Consider the following 22370-nt stretch of genomic DNA (forward strand, 5'->3'; position numbering starts at 1 on the left):
ATGACCACTCTTCGTTACATTGTCAGAGCCGCTACTTTATTCAGGCTCCTAGGTTCATCTGGTGATACAGATGGTTCACTCGTTAAGCGGTGAACAGCGCTTCATACGACTTCACGTCGCACGCCCCTTTTCGTGTTAGTTTCATTTCAAGTACGACATTGAGCACTCCCTGCTTACTATTTTTTCATTCAAACCGCACTTTTTACTGTTGGTGCATACCATCTACCCGAGTATATTGCATAATCCCAAGTAACAGATATCGCAACGTAATACGAACTCACATTCTAGGTGGTGCGTCAAATGCTTTTAGATACAGCACATGCAGATGAATTTTTATATAAATATCAGTTACTCATGGTCTATTTAACTGATGGTGAGATCCCTAATGGCATGGAGGGCTTTGCTGCTATTCGTCCAGTGATTTATGAATGCTTGGACGAGCTTGAAGAATCTATGCTTGAGGTTGTGGGCTCTGAATTTCTTTCAAACTTGAAGGAGGCAGTCTTTGGTAAGTTTGTTTACCTAAAAAAATACAAAGAGGGTTATGTGTTCAAACACATTGAAACCGGTTGTTACTATCAAACGTTAGCGCTCACGACTCCACTTGATGAAATGCTGGATGAATTTATCGTAGTAAATACAGCTATCGTTCCGTTCAGAGGAAGCTTTGTTTGCGATGGTTTAATAACATCAAATAATGTGGCTTTGGGTAAAGGTCTTATGAAAGAAGTGAGAGAAGGTTACCATCAAGCCAAAAAAGATGGCTCGTTGCGAAGAATCACATAAAGCATCTTGGTCGATCTGCCCCTTTCTTCTATCTTTCCCAAAACTCAACTTATCTGAAACGAGCAGCTTAAAGCACCGACTCTAAGCCACTTTTGTCCAATATCTACTTGTTACGCTGCGCCTCCCCTACTCGCCCGCGCTGCCTTTGTGCTGTTCCAAAGGCCGTGCGTAGCCTATAGCGTTGTGAAGCTTCGCGCCCCAAGATTGGGGAAGGGGTTGAAAAGCAAATAGAACCAGGACGACGAACGGCGACCAGACCGCGCCTTTGGCCATGACGGTGCCACACCAAATGCGCGTAGCGGATTGTTGTTTGGGGTCGCGTTGACCGTGTTGGCCATAGGTAGCGGGATGGGTGAAGTGAGGAAAGCTGGCAGCATTATGCTCTGGATAAGGTCATCTGAATTTCAAAAAAATACCCCGCTTAATATCACAGTGACTTCAAGCGAGGTTTGAACTAGTCGGCAGTTGTACCGGATTCATAACAAAAGGTTAGCTTGCTCATCAAAATCACGTGTTGGATAGAAAACTTAAATGAGCCATACCGACACTAGAAAGAGTATCATGCCGCTTTATATATTCACTCAAGGTACTGGGGCTGCCTCAATCAACCTCGCGGTCTCACGAAGGCTTAACCCCATACCAATGTACTTTTCTATCTGCTCGCGTTTAGGGTCGAGTTTGAGGGATTTAGCCGGGCCTTTCGGCCTTCCCAGGATCATGCCGTTTTTCTTTCTCGCCGCCAGGGCTTCTTTAGTACGTAGCCGGATAAATTCTCGTTCAATCTCACCGGCAAGGCCAAGTACGGTCGCGATGATACGCGCCTGTATGGAACCATCAAGTTGCATGTTCTGCTTAGCGATATGTACGTTAAAACCTCTGGCCATGCACAGCTCTAATATCTCCAACACCTGAATGGTAGAACGCGCCATACGCGAGATTTCTGCAAACACTATGGTGTCGCCTTCTTCCATGCCTTCCAGCAAAGGACCAATGCGGCGCTCCCGCCATTTCTTCGCACCGGATACCGAGTCTTCCACAAACACCAGATTGGCCAATCCCACCTTGTTGGGAGACTGAGTCTTCGACTGACACTGGAAGACAGACTGACACTTAAAGTCAATTCACTCCTTTCTGACCAATCAGAGAGTGACATCATCAAAAGACTGGTATTTGGGCGCTCACTGGATGTCGAGAATCTGGCCAGACTTCGCGACCAAAATATCGATTATCGCGAAGTGCAACGACAGCTATCCGGGCTCTGCAACAACTTCAATCAGCTCGTACGCGCAGTCAACAGTAAAATGCCTGGGATGAATGACAGGATCTTAATGTGCTCATTGATGTTATTCAGCTCGAAACTGGATGACCTCACCAAGACGTTGAATCAAACCGATAGCGACAAACATACCGAAGACACGTCGGTGAAATCAGGCACTGAAGAGCAATGGCGGCTTGAGGGTTGTGGAGGGAGACAGTCATGGTGATGAACGTCCTAATATGAGACAGCGGGAAAAGCAAACGGGGACCAGATTTTGCGCAGCGCCTTCTGGAGTACCTCGAAGGTGACAAACCGCGGCTGTCAAAAAAGCAAGTGAAGGCGCTGATAAAAGAGCGTGGATTGGAGAGTCACAAAGCGTTGCTCAGACAGGATGACATAGAGCCGGGCGGTGACGGTGCATTGCGCCGCAAGCGCTCTACGGCGCCTTTTGTAATGAATCCAGAAATGCGAGAACTGGTAAGAAGCGCTATCAACTTATCTCCACATGCGCATAAATATATCACTGGTGCGTTGTGCTGGAGCATTGATGAAAACCCGATACTTGCTGAAAACCCTCGCCTTGCCCTTGAACTGAAGGAACGATTTGAAGCGTACATGTTTGCGGGCATTAATCTAGAAGATCAACTGATCTATTGGGTACAACATACCGACAAAGGACGACTGGAGTACAACTACGTCATCCCGCAAATTTGTCTCTCAACCGGCTATCACTGGAATCCGATCCCGCCCGGCAAAGAGTATGAAATCAATCTTATCCAAGACCACTTTAACCTCGAGTTTGGCCTCGACAGTCCGGATGACAGGCGATATATCACAGAAGGTCGGAAACGGAGCTTTGTCCCACAAAAATCGAAGTTTTTCCTTCCCGTACCGCCCTTTGAGGGTAAATCAGGCGCACGTAGTAAAGCGATTGATTATCTCTATGCGAGGATTCAGTCCTTTGACATCACCTGTTTTGAGGATGTCTACCGAACACTGGCCTCAAACCACTTTACGAAAAGTACAGGACTTCGTCTTGTCCGAGAGCAGCGATGGTCGCTGGGGTCAAGCCGTCATGGTGCATACGTCACTTTACTGAGCACAGATAACAAACCAATACGACTCAAAGGGTTTGCATTCAGTCGTCGCTTTACCCCTGGCACACTGTTTAACAGCCGAGTGCAGGACGCCAGGTATGATAAAGAGACGACCAAGCGGGTACTGCGCGAAATGCAGTGGGAAATACGTAATATGCTGATGCAACGCGCCTATAATCAGCGCCAACGTTGTTACCCTAAAGAAATAAACGATAAACCGACGTTTCGCTATTGCCGCTCCATGCCCGAGGAGTACGTAAGTCCCAAGGAGATTTCCTCCCTGCTCAATGGCATGTCAGCGACAATAGATACCCACATAGTTATTCCCAAGTTTACCAATAACATGACGCAAGCCGAGTTTGAGCAGATTTACCATGCTCTCCTTGAAGTACTGTTAATCCTGGATCGGAGGGCTGTTGAGAAAGGAACCAAGAGCTACCTGGCACACCTTGAACTGCTCTACTCCCTTATGAAGCAGGAGAGTGACCTTGGACAACATCCCATTGATTCAACTTATTCAAAAACGGTTTTCTCAAATCGACAAGCGCATCCGTTCGATCGAGGCTTAACGGATGCGGCAGCAAATGGTTCTCGAGCGTCTCAGCCGTCGAGTCAACGACATACCGTCGGAGAAGGTGAAAATACTGACCACAATGACGACACTATCCGACATGACCGAGACCGAGTTATGCCGTATCGTCAAGGCGTTGAAAGACTCATTGACAGCATTGACCGAAGTGCAAATCCCATCACCCAGCCTCATAAAAAAACCAGAGATAAGGGGCCAAAAGGCCCCGGTGGTTAAACCCTTTCTGTATTGAGCGGCTCTATACGAAGTAAGAGATGTCGTTGGCTTTTGAGGTGAATAAAATCCGCCACTGTTTTTCCCTCAATCTTTGCGAGCACAAAGCCATGGGGCGCCAGGACTTTATGCAGCGCCACTAAGCCTTTAGCAAACCCCATTTCGCCGTTATTACCGCTCCCCGTTTGACTCGGAAGTGATGAGCGCTGCGCTCTTGTTTCCATCAACATGCGGATGACTTCCAGTGCACCAATCCATCGACTGCAGGCAACACTGGATTGTTTGTACAATTCTAGTTCGTCAACTGTCAGTGCTTCACCACTTTTGATGGCGGCCCAGATGGTATAAATGTCCTGAATATCATTCACGTCCAGTCCATGCCTAAGAAAGCGGTGAAAGTTCTCTTCAGGGGTATCGCTATCCCCTTCCATCTCCTCGAAAACCTCAAGCAAGCCTGTCAGTACCAGCAAGTTAAACGCACGCATACGCACCTCCTGATGGCAAGGTCATACTATTAATGGCTGTTTGCATTTGAGTCAGGGGGGTGCGTTTTCCATAACGGCCATAAGTCAGCGAGGGAACTGAGTGTCCAACGATGTCAGCGACGGTGGCTTCATTGATGTCGTTTTGTTTGAGCACATCAATGAACGTATGACGAAGGCCATAGGCCGTCGGCCTTGCCCCGGGCGGAAACCCCAACGCACTGAGCGTGTGCCCAAAACGCAACAGATAGGGTTTGGACCAGTCGACTTCCCGTTGTGGCATCGCGTGATAAAGATGGGTCTGGCTCGCTGTCTGCATCCAGCCAACGAATCCCAGTTTTTTGAGAAAATCATGGATGGGAACGTCACGCACAGCGTGAGGCGATTTCACCCGCATGTAGGCGCCTTTGTCGGTCACTCGCGCACAAAGCACCCCATCTTTCGTAATGATATCTTCAGGACGTAACTGACACGCTTCTGCTGGGCGCAGACCCATCAGCAGCACCAGCAGGGTCACCCATCGAAAAGCGTCGCTCTCTGATGTCCAAGGCTCACTGTTAAATAGCTTATCAAGCTGGCCTGTGCTCCAGCGCTCTCGGCTGTCACGCGCCAGCTTTTCAGGTTTAAACTGCGCAAAAAACCTGCCGCGGGATTCATTTTCAGCATTGCCCTCTCAGTACACCAACTGAGCCACTGCTTGACCGCCGCCACATATTCTTTGTTGGTTTTGGCGCTGCGTCCCTCGCGGACGAGTTCACTGACATAGGCATGTAGATGTGCCCGCGTTACGCTGACAAGTAGATTGTTGCTGCTGAAAGCCACGAAGTGGCCAATCCGCTGCGACAGTTGCGTGACCGTCAGGGCGCGGAGTCCTGCCGCTGACTTGTCGTCGATAAAACGATCCAGCGCATCCTGCATGGAGCAAAGTCGGCTGTAGGTGGCATGTACCTGACCGCTGTCTGCTGCAGTGATAAGCACCAGTCCTGATGAGACATAAGCACGGCGCAATGTGTCGACCTGTCTGTCGAGTTCAGATTTGAACGTCAGATATGGCAAGTCCGGAGATCCGTCCAACAGTGTGTGAACCACCTTGGCAATATCCAGATTACGACTGATGGCAAGCGACCGATCTTATGTCAACAGGCTGATTTTGATGTGGCAGGGGTAACCGATCCCTGTCAAATCCCGAGGCATGTCTTTACGAAAATGGAACACGCCCGAAGGCATTTTTTGCAGGTACATATGTCTCACCTCTTTGTGTGGGTGAGACATCTCGTGGCAGGGATACAATAAAGCCCTCGAAATTCAGAGGCTTTTTAAGAAAGAATATGGCGGAGAGATAGGGATTTGAACCCTAGATACGCTAATAACGTATGCCGGTTTTCAAGACCGGTGCTTTCAACCACTCAGCCATCTCTCCGTAAGTGCGGCGTATACTAATGGGCACACTGTACCGTGTAAACCCATTATTTGTGCATTTGGTTCAAATGCACGCATTTACGCCGCCATGCGCATATTATCACCAGCTCTTGACCTATATTCAACCAGTTATCTCTAATCAAACTGCCCACTGAATGAGTAAATGCATAGACATCTAATCAAACTTGAGACAGTATTCTAGTCAAAACTAAACGCTAAAAAATAATAGGGTGATACAGATGTTTCCACGTGTTGATTGTTCGTTAAACATTGTTACTCTTCATTTACATAAAAACAGCATGTTAGGAGTTGTACTTCTTCACATTTTCTCCTGAAAATTGTCTCATTTCTTCGAAGATCAATGTCTAGATCACACCTCCAAACTGTTCAATTTGCAGACATGTTTTCTCCCCCTATACTAAGTTTTGTTAACTTTATGTTAATAAAACTTCTAAATGGTTTTACGAGGTTCACATCATTTTTAGGCTGCTTGCCTCTTATGAGCCTTGTCCATGAGTAACAACCAGTAATAACCAATAAAGGATTGATAGGTATGGTTAATAAAAAGTCGACACTCGGGCTTGCAGTGCTCTCAGCTCTACTGCTTGCAGGCTGTGACAGCGGTGGTAACAGCGCTGAAAGTCAGAAGCAAATCGACGACCTTCAAAAGCAGGTTGCTTCACTAGAGAAGCAACTCTCTGAAGCAAAAGCGAGCTCTTCACAAGCACCGGCTCCTTCTGCTCAAGGTGAAAATACTCTGGAGAAAGTGAAGAAAGCAGGCGTTATCAGCTGTGGTGTGAGCACTGGTCTTCCAGGTTTCTCTAACCCTAATGCTAGTGGCGAATGGGAAGGTATTGATGTTGAGTTCTGTCAGGCGGTGGCTGCAGCTGTTTTTGGCGACAAGAGCAAAGTGAAATACGTCCCTCTGACGGCAAAAGAGCGTTTTACCGCGCTGCAATCTGGTGAAATCGATCTACTTTCCCGTAATACCACATGGACACTACAACGTGACGGCACTCTTGGTCTGAACTTTGTTGGCGTTAACTACTATGATGGCCAAGGCTTCATGGTGAAGAAAGATCTGGGCGTCAAGAGCGCACTGGAACTTGATGGTGCATCGGTATGTGTTCAATCAGGCACAACAACTGAACTCAACCTTTCTGACTACTTCCGATCTAACGGCATGTCGTTCAAGCCAGTGGTTTACGATACGTATGACGCTACCGTAAAAGGTTTCGAGTCTGGCCGTTGTGACACACTCACTACAGACCAATCTGGCCTTTATGCTTCTCGCATCAAACTGGCCGACCCAGACAGTGCTTTAGTACTGCCAGAAATCATCTCTAAAGAGCCTTTGGGCCCTGTTGTTCGTCAAGGCGATGACAACTGGTTTAACATTGCTAAGTGGACACTAAACACCATGATAAATGGTGAAGAGTTCAACATTACATCTACAAATGTTGATGAGATGGTTAAGTCAAAAGATCCAAACATCCGCCGTATCTTGGGGCAAGACGGACCTAAAGGTAAAGGCCTTGGCCTAAATGATGACTGGGGTTATCAGGTTATCAAACAGGTAGGCAACTACGACGAGAGCTTCCAGCGTACTGTAGGCACTGATTCTCCATTGAAAATTTCTCGTGGTGTGAATGCACTATGGAGTGACGGCGGCATCTTGTATGCGCCACCTATCCGCTAATAAGTCGTTCGTTTAACAAAACGCATGCTGGGGCACAGAATTCTGTGCCCCATAATTAATGTTATAAAGGATAGAGGTGCAGATGTATGGCATCTAAAGATAATACGCTTAACTCGGGAGCCGCAGCGCGTCCTGAGAACAAGCAAAGCATCATTTACAATCCGACGTTCCGCTCTGTTATCTTCCAATCTGTAGCCATTATCGCGCTGGTGTTCTTCGTCTACACCATCGTTAACAATGCCCTGACTAACCTTGAGTCTCGTGGTATCGCTACAGGTTTTGGTTTCTTAACACAAGAAGCGGGATTTGGTATTGGCTTGACGCTAATTGAGTACAACGAAACGTACTCTTATGGCCGCACGTTTTTTGTTGGCCTTTTGAATACCGCGCTGGTATCTGTGCTCGGCATTGTGCTCGCTACAATCATCGGCTTCTTAATGGGTATCGCTAGGCTTTCCAACAACTGGTTACTCAGTCGATTTGCTGCGGTGTACATTGAAATCTTCCGAAATATCCCGCTACTTCTGCAAATTTTCTTCTGGTATTTCGCAGTTCTACAAGCTCTGCCCTCCCCAAGAGAAAGTCTCAGTATCGGAGAATCATTCTTCCTCAACGTGCGCGGTATGTACTTCACCCGCCCGGTTTTTGAAGAAGGCTCAACCATCATCTTTATTGCTTTGGCTGTTGCGCTTGTTTTCAGTTACGTCTTCGCTAAGTGGGCAAAACGGAAACAGGAAACGACCGGTCAGCAAACCCCAGTTTTCTCCATTTCACTGGCTGCAATTATCGGCTTACCGCTGATTGCATTCTTTGTCGCAGGTATGCCAGTTTCCCTGGAGTACCCGGAATTAAAAGGGTTTAACTTCCGAGGAGGTATTTCAATAATCCCCGAATTGGCGGCACTAACCCTAGCACTGTCAATATACACGGCCTCATTTATTGCGGAGATCGTACGCTCCGGTATTAATGCTGTCAGTCATGGGCAAACAGAAGCAGCCATGGCGCTGGGTCTACCACGCGGTAAAACGCTGCGTTTGGTCATTATCCCTCAAGCTATGCGCATCATCATTCCGCCACTGACCAGCCAATATCTTAACCTGACAAAGAACTCATCACTCGCGATGGCCATTGGTTATCCGGATCTGGTGTCAGTATTTGCAGGTACCACGCTGAACCAAACGGGTCAGGCTATCGAGATCATTGCAATGACCATGGGGGTTTACCTGACTCTCAGCCTGTTAACGTCCTTGCTGATGAACATATACAACGCCAAGATGGCACTGGTTGAGAGGTAACCCATGACAAGAAAACATGAGTTTCAACCTGATCTGCCTCCGCCACCGAACACGGTAGGTGCAGTGGGTTGGCTGAGGAAAAATCTGTTTTCAACACCACTTAATTCAGTCATGACTGTCATTCTGGCTTATATCGCCCTGATGGCACTCTGGTCTGTATTTGATTGGGCGTTTTTAAATTCAGATTGGGTCGGAACAACACGTGAAGACTGCACAAGCGACGGTGCTTGTTGGGTCTTCATCAATGTTCGCTTTGAGCAGTTCATGTTTGGATTCTATCCAAGTGAAGAGCTCTGGCGCCCTAAACTCTTCTACGCAATTTTGGCTATTTTCACAGCACTGCTGATCTATGAAAAAACGCCTAAACGTGGCTGGATTCTGTTGCTGTTCTTGGTGGCATTCCCCATCATGGCTGTCTTCCTGTTATTTGGTGATGTTGCTGGTCTGCCAAAAGTGGAAACGCACCTTTGGGGCGGGCTGCTGATCACCATGATCATCGCCATCGTCGGCATCGTGATTTCACTACCTATTGGTATTGTGCTGGCACTGGGGCGACGCTCAGAAATGCCTATCATCAGAAGCCTTTGTACTGTTTACATTGAGGTATGGCGTGGTGTTCCTCTCATCACTGTTCTGTTCATGGCATCGGTGATGCTGCCATTGTTCATGTCTGGTGAATCGGAAACCAACAAGTTAGTGCGAGCGCTGATTGGTGTGGTGATGTTTGCTTCGGCATACATGGCGGAGGTGGTGCGTGGTGGCCTTCAGGCGATTCCAAAAGGCCAATATGAAGCCGCAGATGCTCTGGGTCTAACTTATTGGAAGAAGATGAATCTCATCGTCCTTCCACAGGCGCTGAAAATTACCATTCCATCCATCGTGAATACCTTTATCGGTTTATTCAAAGACACCAGTCTGGTACTGATTATCGGAATGTTCGACGTACTGGGTGTTGGTCAGGCCGCGAATACCGACCCTAACTGGCTTGGTTTCGCTACTGAAAGCTACGTGTTCGTTGCTCTCGTTTTCTGGATCTTCTGTTTCGGAATGTCCCGTTACAGTATCTATCTCGAAAACAAGCTTCATACCGGTCACAAGCGATAAAGAACAAGGATTGTATTTATGAGTCAACAAGACGCCCCTGTTATTAAACTGACCGATATGAACAAATGGTATGGTCAGTTTCACGTACTGAAAAACATCAACTTGTCTGTCGCGAAAGGCGAGAAAATCGTTATCTGTGGCCCTTCAGGTTCCGGAAAATCCACCATGATTCGCTGTATAAACCGCCTTGAGGAACATCAGCAAGGCTCGATTGTTGTTGCTGGCACCGAATTGACCGATGACTTGAAAAACATCGAAGCGGTGCGTAAAGAAGTTGGCATGTGTTTCCAACACTTTAACCTCTTTCCTCATTTGACAGTTCTGGAAAACTGCACTCTTGCCCCTATATGGGTGAAAAAGATGCCAAAAGACGAAGCGGAAGCTATCGCCATGAAGTATCTCGAGCGTGTAAAAATTCCAGAGCAGGCTGACAAGTACCCGGGACAATTATCTGGCGGTCAGCAGCAACGTGTGGCAATTGCACGCTCGCTGTGTATGAACCCTAACGTGATGCTGTTTGATGAGCCAACATCAGCACTCGATCCAGAAATGGTTCGAGAGGTGCTTGATGTTATGGTGGAGTTGGCAGAAGAGGGTATGACCATGCTGTGTGTGACGCACGAAATGGGCTTTGCGAAAGAAGTGGCAGACCGCGTTATCTTTATGGATGCCGGTGAAATCATTGAAGAAAATGTCCCTGAGGAATTCTTCAACAACCCTCAGTCTGATCGCACCCAACTCTTCCTCAGTCAAATCCTACATCATTAATTGTTAACCAAAAGCCGCTACACTTACTCCAGATGTAGCGGTTTATTAACATCCATTTACAAACTCGAATACGCCCATGTGGCCCGATATATTAGTATTTTCAGGGGCTAAGCCACGTTATTATCACTTATGCGACGATTGCGACTTGAAAAATTAAGCCTAACACGCCATTAATGTCGTAATAGATAAAATATGCACCCCATTGGGAGAAACTTATGAACGAACGTTTTGTTTCAGCCAGTCAAACACAAGAAAGTGTATTGGCGACAAACAAAGTACTGCGAAACACCTACTTTCTGTTGTCACTAACACTGGTTTGGGCTGCTGTAGTAGCTGGCATATCAATGGCTGCTAACCTACCTTACCCTGGTATCATTATTACCTTAGTTGGTTTCTACGGTCTGCTGTTCTTGACTGAAAAGAACAAGAACAACTCGATGGGTTTGGTGTTTACCTTCCTGTTTACAGGTTTTACCGGTTACACCCTTGGCCCTATCCTGAACATGTACGTTGGCGCTGGTATGGGCTGGGCGATTGCACCGGCACTTGGTGGTACGGCACTAACCTTCATGGCGTGTTCCGCATATGCGCTGACAACTAAGCGTGACCTATCATTCTTGAACGGTATGCTGTTGGCTGGCTTTGTTGTCCTTGTAGTAGGTATGATTGCTAACATCTTCCTGCAAATGCCAATGCTGTCTGTCGCTATCAGCGGTATCTTCGTGCTGTTCTCAACAGGCGTTATTCTGCTGACTACTCAGTCGATTGTTCGCGGTGGTGAAACTAACTACATCTCAGCGACCATCAGCCTGTATGTGTCGATCTACAACCTGTTCCTGAGCCTGCTTCAACTGCTTGGTATTTTCGGTGGCGATGATTAATCGAACAGCTTGTTGTTAAAAAGCTCCTTCGGGAGCTTTTTTTATTTCAGCCTTTTTTTGTACCGGTTTAGGTATTATCCTTTGCGCGTCCGAAGTACGAGGTTATCCATGTTGGAATTAAACGGTAAGCAAATCGAAACCGATGCTCAGGGTTATCTGAAAAATTTTGCCGATTGGCATGAAGAATTGGTGCCGATGCTGGCTGAACAGGAAAACATCGAATTGACTGAGGCGCATTGGGAAGTGGTCTATTTCGTGCAGGACTTCTACAAAGAGTTCAGCACCTCCCCTGCTATTCGCCTATTGGTAAAGTCGATGGAGAAAAAATACGGTCCAGAAAAAGGCAACAGTCGCTACTTGTATAAGCTGTTTCCTAAAGGCCCAGCAAAGCAAGCTACCAAGCTAGCAGGTTTGCCAAAGCCAGTGAAATGCATTTAAAAAGGAGCCGCTCGCTCCTTTTTGCACTCCTTTATTACTGAATAGAGAAGCCATCAATCGCCTGCCAGTCCACCTGCTCATGAACCAGATTGGTGACGTTCGCTGTTGGTGGCCCCTCATCCAACCAATTTAGCAAAGCCTCTACATTTTTCTCATCACCACACATGAGAACGGTCACAGTGCCGTCCGATTCGTTACGCGCATAGCCGCTCAACGACAACTTCAGCCCCTCGTGAGCCGTGTGAAATCTAAACCCAACTCCCTGAACATGACCAGAGACGGTAGCTTTGACACATATATGTGACATTTATCATCATTCCTATATTAGTGTTGTACATATGTAACGGTGTAATATGGCGTACGTTATATATGCACATGCTCACATCTACTGGGGGAGCTCACACCATGAAAGAAACTCCATTCCGCTGGCTCGATCAATACCTGAACAAACTCAGCCTGAAAGAAAAATTCTACGTACTTTATGTTTCTGTTTTTGCAATTGCTATCGCGACGGGTGCAATTTTCTATTCAGCTTCTCAATCTCAAATTGCACAGGTACAAGAAAAACATAGTGCAGCACTGACTGCCGTGTTGTCTCACTACGACATCAGCGCCACTGAAGCCGCAGGTATTCTGGCTCAAAATGGCATTAAACGAGCTTCGGCTTATAGTGCACCTGCAGCTTACGAGATAGACAATGATGATGGCTTCTGGACACAAATCAGCGCAGCTTCGTGGGGATTAATGATGACCTTATTTTTTCTGGGTTTACTGGCACTGCATTACGTATCCAGTTTTATTGGCGGCGCGATGTACACAATGAATCATGCCCTGCAGCGCATGCTTGACGGTGACCTGACAAGCCGCATGAACTTCTTCCCGGCTCGCGATGAATTCAGTACGATCGCGAGCACAATCGACAGCGTCGCTGACCGTGAACACGGCCTTGTGAAAGCGATTAGGAACGCTTCACAGCTTATGGAAGAACTGTCAGCCGATTTGGGCCGTCGCAGCGCAGACAGCGAGAATCTTTCAACAGAGCAACGCACCTATCTAGATTCCCTGGCGAGTGCGACGGAAGAGATGGCAGGCTCAATTCGTGATGTTGCTTCCCACGCAGAGCAAACATCAGATGAAATTTCAGAAGCAGGCGTTGCATCCCAACAGAGCCGAACACAAGTGTCCCAAACCTTGCAGGCAATTCAGGCATTGGCTTCAGAAATCGAAACCGCCTCCCAAGCCGTTGCGTCGCTAGAACAGAATTCTAACGAAATCGGCAGTATGGTTGCGACCATCAGTGCGATTTCCGAACAAACCAACCTGTTAGCGCTGAACGCAGCTATTGAAGCAGCACGCGCAGGTGAACAAGGCCGCGGATTTGCTGTCGTTGCAGATGAAGTTCGCTCTCTGGCTGGCCGCACACAACAGACCACCGTTGAAATCCAGCGCATGATTCAGGATCTGGAGAACAACACCGCGCACTTACGTGGTGTGATGCAAGGTACTGTTGATAACGCAGCCGCAAGCGAAAGCCTGGTACAGAACATCGATCTTGAAATCAGCTCTATTTCTGAGCGTAGTCAGCGCATTACAGACCGCAGCACTGAAATCGCCACCGCTGCTAGCCAGCAAGGCAGCGTAGCTGGCACTATCTCCTCGGATGTAGAGCGAGTTCGCCAACAAGCATGGCAAGTGAGCGAAATGATTCAGCAGACATCTCAAGATGTCACGAATCTGCAAAAACAATCATCCAGTCTTACTGATCTTGTAAAAGGTCTACGCACAGAATAACGGCTTAATTGATGGAAAAACGGCCGCACAGTGTGCGGCCGTTTGCATTATTGCCAAGCATCTCTGACAATACAGCACCTTTTGCCGGTGACCACGCTTCCATAGCATGGTGCCCATATTTTGAAGTTAGGATAAACCAATGAATCCGTCTGTTTATCTGGTTAAAGGCCGTGAAAAATCACTGCGCCGTCGCCATCCATGGGTTTTCTCCCGTGGTATTCAACGCGTAGAGGGTAAGCCGTCCCTGGGTCAGACAGTAGATGTATATGACCATCAGGGCCAATGGCTAGCCTGCGGTGCGTTTTCTCCTAATTCCCAAATTCGTGTCCGTGTTTGGACATTCGAACAAGAAGAAGTCAACGTTGAGTTCTTCAAAAAACGCCTTAAGGAAGCACAAGGTCTGCGTGATGTTTTGGCTGCCCGTGATGGCCTGACTGGTTACCGCCTGATTGCCGCAGAGTCGGATGGTTTACCGGGTATCACAATCGATCGCTATGAGAACTTCTTAGTTTGTCAGCTATTGAGTGCTGGCGCGGAAGCACATAAAGACAATCTGGTAGAAGCACTTATCGCGCAATATCCAGAGTGCAGCATCTACGAGCGTTCAGATGTATCAGTGCGTAAAAAAGAAGGCCTGAAAGAGCGCACGGGCGTTCTACATGGAGAGTTGCCACCTGCCTCCGTTGTGATTGAAGAAAACGGTGTGAAGATCAGTGTCGATATCACCGGCGGTCACAAAACCGGTTTCTACCTTGACCAACGCGATAGCCGTGAAGCGGCAGTTAAATACGTGAACGGCAAGCGTGTTTTGAACTGCTTCTGTTACACAGGCGGATTCGGCCTTTACTCGCTGAAAGGCAATGCAGCTGAAGTCATCAACGTAGATGTTTCGCGGCCAGCCCTCGATATCGCAAAGTCAAATGCCGAAATGAACGGTTATGACCTATCCAAAGCACAGTTTGTGAATGCAGATGTATTTAAGCTGCTGCGCGAATATCGCGATGCTGGTGAATCGTTTGATGTGGTCATTATGGATCCACCTAAATTTGCAGAATCTAAAGCACAACTGACAGGTGCATGTCGTGGTTACAAAGACATCAACATGTTAGCCATGCAGATCCTGAAACCGGGTGGCAAACTGCTGACCTACTCCTGCTCTGGTCTGATGGACAATGCCCTGTTCCAGAAGATCATTGCTGATGCAGCACTCGATGCAAACCGCAGTGTTCAATTTATCGAGCGCTTTGAGCAGGCAGCTGACCACCCAATTGACAGTTCTTACCCTGAAGGTTTCTACCTGAAAGGTTTTGCCTGCCACGTAAAATAATAATTACATAAGTCCGGCTAAACGCCGGACCGAGAAACACTTTTAGGGGATAAAAATGGGAAGAGAATTGACTCTCGCGTCTGTATTCGCAGCTTCGCTATCTTTTGGTGCACATGCTGGTGTAACGGTTAATCTAAGCGATAACATTGAACTGCTTACCTATAACGGCCAAACGCACAAGTCTCCTGTTTTCGGTAAAGAAGAGCCTGTCGTACTCGACGACGGAACTCAACAATTAGCCTTCCGCTACGTTGAAACCTTTGAAGAAGGAAAAGACGTTTCTTTTGTCCGTTCTGATGTGTTGGTCGTTAAATTTGATGCCAAAGACACAGAAATTTTCTTCGATTTTCCTGTGCACAAAAACAAGCGACAAGTTCGTGAGTTCAATGAAAACCCTAAGTTCAAAATTCTGGACGCCAACAAAGCGCCAATCAATTTTGAGCAAAACAAATTGCTGAAATCAGGTTTCCAGCTGAGTCGTGATTACTTGTCAGAGATACAGCGTTTTAACCTAACTGATGCGCCCGCATCACTGCAACTGACCTCAGCAAAAGTCGCAGTTCAACCAACTACACAGCCAAGTTCGTCGACGCGCGGAAGAGTTGTCGTCGGTGGACAGAACGCGCTAAACGAGGTGGAGTACCAGCTTCATTACTGGTTTGAGAAAGCGGATGCAGAAACACAAGCGCGCTTCAAAGCCTTTGTAAACAGTCGCTAACCACTCGACCAATGACTGAGGCCGCAGATCAAGCGGCCTCTTTTTTTCCGATCATAACTAAGCCTCTCACAACCATCCACTTTTCTTCAAACCAAGTTTTACCAGGCTGAATCGTATTCTTACCTGTTCATTCCCGAAGATATCGACATTTCTCCCGCAACACGCCTCGCAGGAAAACACACATTGTTGACAATAATTACCAAGCATACAGAAAATAAGGACAATTTAACCAAAAAACCCTCTTATTGTTAACAAATATTATCTCACATTGGCTATCCGACCTTTGCTGTTGAGCACATATTCACCGCACAAATTTCATGCAGCAAGTGAAAATTTCCCAATTGAAATTGTGAGTCGCTACCAAGAGCGCAAAGCTTTTCAATTAAAGAACTGACTAGAGATCTAAATCTGACGAAATCCGGGGTGTCTCACTCTTGCAACTCCTCTACTTTATTAATTGCGCGATTTAAGTGCGCTAACAACATACAAATCAATAGATAACATTTTATTTTCGAGGGATATCCGATGGATGTGACAGGTAAGAGCAAAGGATTCGCGCTCTCGGCAATCGCCGCAGCGTGTATGTTTTCTTTCAATGCTCAAGCTGCTGTTGACTGTACCAATATTGAAAAATGGTCAGCAGACAAAGCATATGGTGGCGGTTCAACTGTTCAACACGAAAGCAACGTCTACACCGCTAACTGGTGGACCAAAGGCAACAACCCTTCAACTTCGTCAGGCGATTACAAAGAGTGGAAGTTTGTAGACCAATGCGACACTGGCGTTGTTGATCCTGTAAACGAAGCACCAACTGTTTCTCTGGATTCACCAACTGCTACTGACATAATCAAAGATGGTGACGTTGTCACGCTAAGTGCAACTGCTGCCGACTCTGATGGCTCTGTTAGCAAAGTAGAATTCTTTATTGACGGCGCTTCAGTCGGTTCAAATACTACTTCTCCTTATTCTCTGAACTGGACAGCCGCTGAAGGCCCTCACACGATCACAGTGAAAGCAACCGACGACAAAGGCGCTGTGACTGAAACAACCGCATTGAGCATCACTGTTCAGTCTGGTGATACCGGCCCAGTCAATGAGCCACCTACCGTTTCTTTGGCAGCTTCTGCAACATCTGTTGATCAAGGGGCTGTAGTGACGCTAACTGCGGATGCAGCTGATACCGATGGAACAGTCGCGAAAGTTGATTTCTACGCAGCTGGTCAGCTGATTGGTTCAAAAACTGTGGCGCCATTCGTACTCGACTGGACAGCTGACAAAGTTGGCAACGTGTCTGTATACGCAAAAGCGACTGACGACAAAGGTGCTTCTACTGACTCAGTACTGGTCACTGTGAATGTAACTGGTGCACCAGTTGTTTCTAACTGTCGCCCAGAAGGCCTTTTCCAGACACCTGGCGTTAACGTTCCTTACTGTACAATTTATGACGCAGAAGGTCGTGAAGACATGGGGACTGACCACCCACGCCGCATCATCGGTTACTTCACCAGCTGGCGTGCGGGTGATGACCCACAAGCTGCTTACCTTGTTAAAGATATTCCTTGGGAAGAACTGACTCACATCAACTATGCGTTCGTAAGCATTGGTTCTGATGGCAAAGTGAATATCGGCGATGTAAACGATCCAAACAACGCCGCGGTAGGTAAAGAATGGCCGGGCGTAGAAGTTGATCCAGCACTGGGCTTTAAAGGTCACTTCGGTGCACTGGCAACGTACAAAGCGAAGCATGACGTTAAAACACTGATCTCTATCGGTGGCTGGGCGGAAACCGGCGGTCACTTCGGCCTTGACGGTAACCGTGTAGCAGATGGCGGTTTCTACACCATGACCACCAACGCTGACGGTTCAATCAACCATGCCGGTATCCAGAAGTTTGCGGATTCTGCCGTTGAAATGATGCGTAAGTACAAGTTCGATGGTCTGGATATCGACTACGAATACCCAACCTCAATGGCAGGTGCGGGTAACCCGTACGATAAAGACTTCATGGAGCCACGTCGCCCATACCTGTGGGCTTCTTACCAAGAGCTGATGCGCGTTCTGCGTGAGAAAGTCGACATCGCTTCTGAACAAGACGGTCACCACTACATGCTGACAATCGCAGCACCATCTTCTGGTTACCTGCTACGTGGTATGGAAACGTTTGATGTCACTAAGTACCTCGACTACGTGAACATCATGACTTACGACCTGCACGGCGCTTGGAATGACCACGTTGGTCACAACGCCGCACTGTTCGACACAGGTAAAGACTCTGAGCTGGCAGCTTGGAACGTATACGGCACCAGCCAGTATGGCGGTATCGGTTACCTGAACACTGACTGGGCATACCACTACTTCCGTGGCTCAATGCCAGCGGGCCGTATCAACATTGGTGTTCCTTACTACACCCGTGGTTGGCAAGGCGTAACAGGCGGTGAAAACGGTCTATGGGGTAAAGCCGCACTTCCTAACCAATCTGAGTGCCAGCCAGGCACCGGTGAAGGTGAGAAGAACAACTGTGGTCACGGCGCGATCGGTATCGACAACATGTGGCACGATACAGATCCAAAAGGTAACGAAATGGGTGCAGGTTCTAACCCAATGTGGCATGCGAAGAACCTTGAGCATGGCATCTTCGGTACCTACGCATCTGCGTACAAACTTGACCCAGCGAACGATCCACAAGACGTTCTGAAAGGCACTTACCAGCGCAACTACGACTCAGTCGCTGTTGCACCATGGCTGTGGAATGCTGAGAAACAAGTGTTCCTATCTACTGAAGACGAAGCGTCAATCAAAGTGAAATCTGATTACGTTATCGACAAAGGTATCGGCGGCATCATGTTCTGGGAACTGGCGGGTGATTACGCATGTTATCAACTGGGTGCAGATGGCAAGCGTACTGACGTTGTAGATCCAACTGAAAATGCTTGTGCGACTGGTAACGGTGAGTTCCACATGGGTAACACCATGACGAAAGCGATCTACGACAAATTTGCCGCAGCAACACCTTACGGTGCGAAACTGTCTGAAAATGCAATGCCAACCGAAGCAGTTGATATTACGGTTAGCGTAGGTGGCTTCAAAGTGGGTGACCAAAACTACCCAATCAACCCGAAAATCACTTTCACCAACAACACTGGCGTAGAACTGCCTGGCGGTACTGAGTTCCAGTTTGACATTCCGGTTTCTGCACCAGACAACGCGAAGAGTCAAAATGGCGGTAAAGTGACAGTGATTTCTTCAGGCCACACTAAAGCGGACAATATCGGTGGGCTTGAAGGTACCATGCACCGTCTGGCGTTCTCACTGCCAACGTGGGATTCTCTGGCTCCTGGTGCAACCTATGAACTGGACTTCGTGTACTACCTACCAATCTCTGGTCCTGCGAACTACACAGTGAACATCAACGGTGTTGATTACGCATTCGCATCTGAGTACAGCGACCTGCCATTGGCAGACCTGTCAGCAGGCGGCGGTAACGGTGGTGGTGACAATGGTGGTGGCACTGATACTTGTGACACGACAGGCATCGTGGTTTACCCAAATCTGCCTCAGACTGACTGGGCAGGTAACCCAAGCCACGCAGCAGCAGGTGACAAAGTCGTGAAAGATGGCGTTGTTTACCAAGCAAACTGGTGGACAGCTTCTGTTCCAGGTAGCGATGGTAGCTGGACCAAAGTGTGTGGTTAATCCACTAATTTAAATCACTTAAGTAGACAAAGCCGACTCAATTGAGTCGGCTTTTTATTGGCCATCACACTGGAAAGTACTCTATGCCTGTCTGTTCACAATAATTGAACAGTTCCGTAGAAAACATTGGCATTATTCAATGCGATAAACCTGTTAGAATCACCTCGTCTTTCACTAAAGTTCGCGTCAATGGTTTTGGAAAACGGCGATTTATCAACGCTTTCCCCCTACATTTCTGATTTTGTTCGCGACCGTCCTACTTCGGAAGGATTCATGATTTATAAATTGTTCGAACGCGTTACGCTGGCCTTTCCACCAGAGCAACCGGAACAGCCGCCTAATGGCCTGCTTGCATTTTGTCGCCACTACACCAAAGGCTTTGAACGACCGCTGATCACCATGGCTGTGCTCACGGCATTTATTGCCATTGCGGAAGTGTCGCTGTTTGGCTTTATGGGACAACTGGTTGACTGGCTGACTAATCAAGATAAAACCACCTTTCTCGCTGACGAGGGAAATACTCTGATTGGGATAGGGCTGCTTATCCTGATTGGTATGCCGATACTGGTCGCTGTGCATTCTTTGGTTTTGCACCAGTCGCTACTCGGTAACTACCCGATGTCCATTCGCTGGATGGCACACCGTTACCTGCTGAAGCAGAGCATCGGCTTCTATCAGAATGACTTCGCAGGTCGTATTGCAACCAAAGTCATGCAGACTGCGCTGTCTATTCGCGAAACCGTGATGAAGCTGTTGGATGTGGCGGTATATATTGCCGTCTACTTTATCTCGATGCTGTTTATCGTCGGTCAGGCAGATATTCGCCTCATGCTCCCGATGTTGGTTTGGCTGATAGCCTACATTGGCATCCAGATATACTTTGTCCCTAAGTTGAAAGCAGTTTCCACCGAGCAGGCGGATGCCCGTTCATTGATGACGGGCCGCATTGTCGACAGCTACACCAACATCGCCACTGTAAAGCTCTTCTCACACACCGATAGAGAAACCCAATACGCCGAAGAAGGCATGGGCGTATTTATGGATACGGTTTACCGCCAAATGCGTCTCGCAACCGGCTTCAATATCTCAGTAGAGGTCGCGAATTACGCCCTGCTGTTTTCTATCAGTGCGATGTCCATCTGGCTCTGGTTAGACTCCGCCATCACTGTTGGGGCGATAGCTATTGCAGTCAGCCTTGCACTGCGTATCAACAGCATGTCGAAATGGATCATGTGGGAAATCGGCTCGCTGTTTGAAAACATCGGTACCGTCGTCGATGGAATGACGACGCTTTCCAAACCAGTCGAAGTGCTGGATAAGTCAAACGCACCTGTATTGGAAGTTCCTCAAGGTGCCATAAACTTCACCGATGTTCGCTTCCACTATGGTGAAGGCAAAGGCGTGATAGAAAAACTGAACCTCAACATCAAACCCGGCGAAAAAGTCGGTCTGGTTGGTCGTTCGGGTGCGGGTAAATCAACCTTAGTTAACCTTCTTATGCGTTTTCACGATGTGGAAGGTGGTGAGATCCGTATCGACGGTCAGAACATTTCAGCCGTGACACAGGATTCACTGCGCGCCAATATCGGCATGGTGACGCAAGACACTTCCCTGCTGCACCGCTCTATCCGTGAAAACATCCTTTACGGCGACCCGGATGCCAGTGAAGAAGCCATGCTAGCCGCAGCCAAGAAAGCTCAGGCTCACGACTTTATTGAAACACTGAGCGACCCGCATGGAAACCGAGGTTACGATTCGCAGGTAGGTGAACGCGGCGTGAAGCTGTCTGGGGGTCAACGCCAACGCGTGGCAATTTCCCGTGTATTGCTAAAAGATGCGCCAATTCTCATCCTCGACGAAGCAACGTCTGCACTGGATTCAGAGGTAGAATCAGCGATTCAGGAAAGTCTCTATCAGTTGATGGAAGGTAAAACGGTGATTGCTATTGCTCACCGGCTCTCAACCATTGCCGCGATGGACAGGCTGATCGTTCTCGATCAGGGCGAAATCGTCGAGCAGGGCACCCACCAAGAACTGATTTCCAGCGACGGCATTTATGCCCAACTCTGGCAGCATCAAACTGGCGGTTTTATCGGTGACTAATCCCATCGAGGGTGACGGAGTATAAAAGGGCGCTTCGATGTTCTTTTTTGTCTCAGTTATCTTTCAAAATCGCAAAGTTAGGAAAGCTCTCCTACCCTTGTATTGAATCATTGTAGGGGATGATATTTATGTTCAACGCGAAAACCAACGTAAAAACTGTACTTTTAGCCACAGCAGTTTTCGGCCTTGCCGCCTGTTCTGACTATGACCCAGTCGCAGAGAGTGACTGCAGTAAGGTCGTCAGCCATGCACAGAAAATCCTTGGCGCCTTAGCACCTTCTGCAGGCGAATTGATGAGCCAGTGTAAAGCCGCTTCGGACAGTGAACGCGGCTGCGTAATGGCTTCCACCAAAAAAGGCCAGCTTGCACAATGCCTATGATCGAATAAATTGTCGTATACTGGCGCCCGTTTTTTAACGGGAGCCATGTATGCAACGTTCCACCCTTATCGGCCTGAAAGTCGGCCTGCTCGCCCTTCTTCTTTTTATCGGTATGCTTGGTATGAGCACCAATTCGCCCGCAACGGAGTGGCTCAAAGAAGCATTTCTGGGCATTAGCTTTGCGTTTGCATTTGGCTTAGGCGCACCGGAAGTATTGGCTTACTTACTGGCGACCATCGTGTTTATTGCGGTTTTCTGCGTGGGGTATTTCGTAGGGAAGAAAGCTTCTGGCAAATTGGATAGTTAAAGCAGACCACAACCCTGACTCA

At 47.9% G+C, this 22370-nt stretch carries 19 protein-coding genes, 1 tRNA gene and 1 pseudogene; 15 read left to right on the forward strand and 6 right to left on the reverse strand.

Annotated elements, in window-relative coordinates:
* Positions 1–300 precede the first annotated feature (300 nt).
* Positions 301–786, forward strand: coding sequence for a hypothetical protein (locus GMA8713_RS20815; RefSeq protein WP_062713890.1), 486 nt, complete (start codon positions 301–303; stop codon positions 784–786).
* A 507-nt stretch (positions 787–1293) separates the two neighbouring features.
* Here GMA8713_RS20815 and GMA8713_RS20820 read toward each other — a convergent pair.
* A pseudogene (locus tag GMA8713_RS20820) lies at positions 1294–1853 on the reverse strand (recombinase family protein); the annotation flags it as partial.
* 551 nt (positions 1854–2404) lie between these two features.
* Between GMA8713_RS20820 and GMA8713_RS20825 the strand changes: the two are divergent.
* Positions 2405–3946 carry a relaxase family protein gene (locus GMA8713_RS20825; protein WP_157515712.1) on the forward strand — a complete coding sequence of 514 codons (1542 nt, stop codon included), beginning with the start codon at positions 2405–2407 and terminating at the stop codon, positions 3944–3946.
* On the opposite strand, the gene GMA8713_RS20830 is transcribed toward GMA8713_RS20825, so the two are convergent.
* The 4 genes from GMA8713_RS20830 to GMA8713_RS20845 form a co-directional block, all read right to left on the reverse strand.
* Positions 3943–4428, reverse strand: coding sequence for a hypothetical protein (locus GMA8713_RS20830; protein ID WP_062713894.1), 486 nt, complete (start codon positions 4426–4428; stop codon positions 3943–3945). The genes GMA8713_RS20825 and GMA8713_RS20830 overlap by 4 nt on opposite strands.
* Entirely contained in the window at positions 4415–4921 is a 507-nt protein-coding gene (locus GMA8713_RS20835) for a site-specific integrase (RefSeq protein ID WP_157515713.1), read from the reverse strand. Before GMA8713_RS20835 ends, GMA8713_RS20830 begins: the two co-directional genes overlap by 14 nt.
* A 17-nt stretch (positions 4922–4938) precedes the next feature.
* Positions 4939–5514, reverse strand: coding sequence for a site-specific integrase (locus GMA8713_RS20840; RefSeq protein WP_062713897.1), 576 nt, complete (start codon positions 5512–5514; stop codon positions 4939–4941).
* A 240-nt stretch (positions 5515–5754) separates the two neighbouring features.
* A tRNA-Ser gene (locus GMA8713_RS20845) sits at positions 5755–5845 on the reverse strand.
* Between the two features lie 552 nt (positions 5846–6397).
* On the opposite strand from GMA8713_RS20845, the gene GMA8713_RS20850 reads away from it, so the two are divergent.
* The 6 genes from GMA8713_RS20850 to GMA8713_RS20875 all read left to right on the forward strand — a co-directional run bounded on the left by GMA8713_RS20850 (position 6398) and on the right by GMA8713_RS20875 (position 12029).
* Entirely contained in the window at positions 6398–7543 is a 1146-nt protein-coding gene (locus GMA8713_RS20850) for an amino acid ABC transporter substrate-binding protein (protein WP_062713899.1), read from the forward strand.
* 86 nt (positions 7544–7629) lie between these two features.
* On the forward strand, positions 7630–8838 hold the full coding sequence (locus GMA8713_RS20855) for an amino acid ABC transporter permease (protein WP_062713901.1): 1209 nt from the start codon (positions 7630–7632) through the stop codon (positions 8836–8838).
* Positions 8839–8841: 3 nt separating this feature from the next.
* On the forward strand, positions 8842–9942 hold the full coding sequence (locus GMA8713_RS20860) for an amino acid ABC transporter permease (protein ID WP_062713903.1): 1101 nt from the start codon (positions 8842–8844) through the stop codon (positions 9940–9942).
* Between the two features lie 18 nt (positions 9943–9960).
* Positions 9961–10710 carry an amino acid ABC transporter ATP-binding protein gene (locus GMA8713_RS20865; protein WP_002539046.1) on the forward strand — a complete coding sequence of 250 codons (750 nt, stop codon included), beginning with the start codon at positions 9961–9963 and terminating at the stop codon, positions 10708–10710.
* 215 nt (positions 10711–10925) lie between these two features.
* Complete coding sequence (locus GMA8713_RS20870; protein WP_062713905.1) at positions 10926–11591, forward strand: Bax inhibitor-1/YccA family protein; 666 nt, start codon at positions 10926–10928, stop codon at positions 11589–11591.
* A gap of 108 nt (positions 11592–11699) precedes the next feature.
* Positions 11700–12029 (forward strand): TusE/DsrC/DsvC family sulfur relay protein, encoded by a 330-nt coding sequence (locus GMA8713_RS20875; RefSeq protein WP_062713907.1) that lies wholly within the window; start codon positions 11700–11702, stop codon positions 12027–12029.
* A 34-nt stretch (positions 12030–12063) separates the two neighbouring features.
* On the opposite strand, the gene yccX is transcribed toward GMA8713_RS20875, so the two are convergent.
* Positions 12064–12336 carry an acylphosphatase gene (gene yccX / locus GMA8713_RS20880; RefSeq protein WP_062713909.1) on the reverse strand — a complete coding sequence of 91 codons (273 nt, stop codon included), beginning with the start codon at positions 12334–12336 and terminating at the stop codon, positions 12064–12066.
* Between the two features lie 98 nt (positions 12337–12434).
* Between yccX and GMA8713_RS20885 the strand changes: the two genes are divergently transcribed.
* The 7 genes from GMA8713_RS20885 (at position 12435) to GMA8713_RS20915 (ending at position 22348) form a co-directional block, all read left to right on the forward strand.
* Positions 12435–13820, forward strand: a complete 1386-nt coding sequence (locus tag GMA8713_RS20885) for a methyl-accepting chemotaxis protein (protein WP_062713912.1) — start codon at positions 12435–12437, stop codon at positions 13818–13820.
* Positions 13821–13959: 139 nt separating this feature from the next.
* Positions 13960–15147, forward strand: a complete 1188-nt coding sequence (locus GMA8713_RS20890; RefSeq protein WP_062713914.1) for a class I SAM-dependent methyltransferase — start codon at positions 13960–13962, stop codon at positions 15145–15147.
* A gap of 55 nt (positions 15148–15202) precedes the next feature.
* The gene (locus tag GMA8713_RS20895; RefSeq protein ID WP_062713916.1) at positions 15203–15865 is read left to right on the forward strand and encodes a YccT family protein; all 663 of its coding nucleotides are present in this window, start codon (positions 15203–15205) and stop codon (positions 15863–15865) included.
* Positions 15866–16390: 525 nt separating this feature from the next.
* Positions 16391–19558 (forward strand): chitinase C-terminal domain-containing protein, encoded by a 3168-nt coding sequence (locus GMA8713_RS20900; protein WP_062713918.1) that lies wholly within the window; start codon positions 16391–16393, stop codon positions 19556–19558.
* 273 nt (positions 19559–19831) lie between these two features.
* Complete coding sequence (locus GMA8713_RS20905) at positions 19832–21661, forward strand: ABC transporter ATP-binding protein (RefSeq protein WP_062713934.1); 1830 nt, start codon at positions 19832–19834, stop codon at positions 21659–21661.
* Positions 21662–21789: 128 nt separating this feature from the next.
* Positions 21790–22041 carry a hypothetical protein gene (locus GMA8713_RS20910; protein ID WP_062713920.1) on the forward strand — a complete coding sequence of 84 codons (252 nt, stop codon included), beginning with the start codon at positions 21790–21792 and terminating at the stop codon, positions 22039–22041.
* A 49-nt stretch (positions 22042–22090) separates the two neighbouring features.
* The gene (locus GMA8713_RS20915; RefSeq protein WP_062713922.1) at positions 22091–22348 is read left to right on the forward strand and encodes a hypothetical protein; all 258 of its coding nucleotides are present in this window, start codon (positions 22091–22093) and stop codon (positions 22346–22348) included.
* Positions 22349–22370: the final 22 nt, after the last annotated feature.

This window comes from Grimontia marina (assembly GCF_900060185.1).
Taxonomy (GTDB): domain Bacteria; phylum Pseudomonadota; class Gammaproteobacteria; order Enterobacterales; family Vibrionaceae; genus Enterovibrio; species Enterovibrio marinus.

Excerpts from the sequence above, each read along its gene's own strand:
- GMA8713_RS20815 (WP_062713890.1), top strand. The coding sequence starts at position 301 with ATGCTTTTAGATACAGCACATGCAGATGAATTTTTATATAAATATCAG.
- GMA8713_RS20830 (WP_062713894.1), bottom strand. The coding sequence starts at position 4,428 with ATGCGTGCGTTTAACTTGCTGGTACTGACAGGCTTGCTTGAGGTTTTC.
- GMA8713_RS20835 (WP_157515713.1), bottom strand. The coding sequence starts at position 4,921 with ATGGGTCTGCGCCCAGCAGAAGCGTGTCAGTTACGTCCTGAAGATATC.
- GMA8713_RS20850 (WP_062713899.1), top strand. The coding sequence starts at position 6,398 with ATGGTTAATAAAAAGTCGACACTCGGGCTTGCAGTGCTCTCAGCTCTA.
- GMA8713_RS20855 (WP_062713901.1), top strand. The coding sequence starts at position 7,630 with ATGGCATCTAAAGATAATACGCTTAACTCGGGAGCCGCAGCGCGTCCT.
- GMA8713_RS20860 (WP_062713903.1), top strand. The coding sequence starts at position 8,842 with ATGACAAGAAAACATGAGTTTCAACCTGATCTGCCTCCGCCACCGAAC.
- GMA8713_RS20865 (WP_002539046.1), top strand. The coding sequence starts at position 9,961 with ATGAGTCAACAAGACGCCCCTGTTATTAAACTGACCGATATGAACAAA.
- GMA8713_RS20870 (WP_062713905.1), top strand. The coding sequence starts at position 10,926 with ATGAACGAACGTTTTGTTTCAGCCAGTCAAACACAAGAAAGTGTATTG.
- GMA8713_RS20875 (WP_062713907.1), top strand. The coding sequence starts at position 11,700 with ATGTTGGAATTAAACGGTAAGCAAATCGAAACCGATGCTCAGGGTTAT.
- yccX (WP_062713909.1), bottom strand. The coding sequence starts at position 12,336 with ATGTCACATATATGTGTCAAAGCTACCGTCTCTGGTCATGTTCAGGGA.
- GMA8713_RS20885 (WP_062713912.1), top strand. The coding sequence starts at position 12,435 with ATGAAAGAAACTCCATTCCGCTGGCTCGATCAATACCTGAACAAACTC.
- GMA8713_RS20890 (WP_062713914.1), top strand. The coding sequence starts at position 13,960 with ATGAATCCGTCTGTTTATCTGGTTAAAGGCCGTGAAAAATCACTGCGC.
- GMA8713_RS20895 (WP_062713916.1), top strand. The coding sequence starts at position 15,203 with ATGGGAAGAGAATTGACTCTCGCGTCTGTATTCGCAGCTTCGCTATCT.
- GMA8713_RS20900 (WP_062713918.1), top strand. The coding sequence starts at position 16,391 with ATGGATGTGACAGGTAAGAGCAAAGGATTCGCGCTCTCGGCAATCGCC.
- GMA8713_RS20905 (WP_062713934.1), top strand. The coding sequence starts at position 19,832 with ATGATTTATAAATTGTTCGAACGCGTTACGCTGGCCTTTCCACCAGAG.
- GMA8713_RS20910 (WP_062713920.1), top strand. The coding sequence starts at position 21,790 with ATGTTCAACGCGAAAACCAACGTAAAAACTGTACTTTTAGCCACAGCA.
- GMA8713_RS20915 (WP_062713922.1), top strand. The coding sequence starts at position 22,091 with ATGCAACGTTCCACCCTTATCGGCCTGAAAGTCGGCCTGCTCGCCCTT.